The organism is Rothia sp. HMSC071F11, assembly GCF_001809115.1.
GTDB classification, from domain to species: Bacteria; Actinomycetota; Actinomycetes; order Actinomycetales; family Micrococcaceae; genus Rothia; species Rothia dentocariosa.
The window spans coordinates 118,158-119,474 of the sequence record NZ_KV795760.1; the positions used below are offsets into that span (position 1 = coordinate 118,158).

At 59.1% G+C, this 1,317-nt stretch carries 1 protein-coding gene and 1 pseudogene; one reads left to right on the top strand and one right to left on the bottom strand.

The features are described 5' to 3' along the window. Window positions 1–943: ATP-dependent helicase (locus HMPREF2554_RS08105; protein WP_168160878.1), on the bottom strand; the 943-nt coding region annotated here is incomplete at its 3' end. Window positions 944–1,089: 146 nt separating this feature from the next. Here HMPREF2554_RS08105 and HMPREF2554_RS08110 point away from each other — a divergent pair. Next, window positions 1,090–1,317 (top strand): annotated as a pseudogene (locus tag HMPREF2554_RS08110) (VOC family protein); the annotation flags it as partial.

Below are 1,317 nucleotides of genomic sequence, written 5' to 3' on the forward strand. Positions count from 1 at the left end.
CGGGGAACTTCTTGAGCAAAAACACGGTTTTGCCAATGAGGTCGTCAAAGTCGAGAGAGTTCGCGGCGCGAAGGCGCTGAGTATAGACGGTGTAAATCTGCGCGATAGTCTTTTCCCACGGGTTATTCGCGGCCGCCGCACTGTATTCTTCGGCGCTCACCAGCTCGTTTTTGAGGGCGGAAATCCTGTGCCCCACGGCCTTAGGGGCAAACTTTTTGGTGTCCAGGTTCAGCTCTTTGATAATGAGCGTGAGCAGGCGCTGCGAATCCGCCGAATCATAGATCGTGAAGGTGGATTTGAGCCCGAGCGCCTTGGCTTCCCGGCGCAGCACACGCACGCAAAAGCTGTGGAAGGTGGAAATCCACATGTGCTGTGCGCGCGGGCCGATCAGCGCTTGGATGCGCTCACGCATTTCCGCCGCAGCCTTGTTCGTGAAGGTGATGGCGAGAATCTGCCCGGGAGTCGCCCGCCCGGTTGCGAGCAGATGGGCGATGCGGTGCGTCAGCACGCGGGTTTTACCAGACCCGGCCCCGGCGACGATCAACAGGGGTGAACCGGCGTGTAAAACAGCTTCGCGCTGCCGGTCGTTAAGCCCGTCGATCAGGGTTGCGGGGTCGATAGTGCTGAGCGAATAGGTGCGCTCCCCGTAAGGGTCTTCGGGGTTGTACTCGCTTCCGTACCCGCCCACTCGGTAGGCGGGTGGCATGAACTCGCCGAGCGCATCCTCATGGGCGGTGACGGTTTGGGAGGTCACCGCTTCAGGGTTGAGCTCGGGCATAAAAGATTCGTGGGCGAAGGGGTCTTCTTCGGGTGCGGAGCTATCTTCCGGCGGAATGTGGGCATCATATTCGGGATCGTAGGGCGGCTGCGTGTTTTCGAGATCGGCAAAGAGGGTATCTGCGGCAGGATCAACGCCGGATGCGGAGTTGGTGGGTTCGCTCATGATCTACCTCGCTGCCTAGAATACACGTTCGATATTCCATGCTACCGTATTTGCCCTCTCGCTCCCACCCATAGCGCCCGTTTGCCGCGCATAATTCGCTCTTAGCGGTACCCCACCGCGCGGTGTAGACATGTTACGATGACCGGATGGATCAGGTCATCACTCCCGCTATTTGGTGCGACGGCACCGCCGACGAAGCAGCACAGTTCTATACTGGTGTTTTCCGCGATACATCCATTGCCGAGCAGGCGCCCGGGCTCACGGCGACGGTCAGCATCCACGGTTTCAGGCTCTCGCTCATCAACGGCAGTAACCAATATGCCCCGAACCCGTCGATCAACTGCATCCTGAACTTTGATCCGCTCTTATTCGGC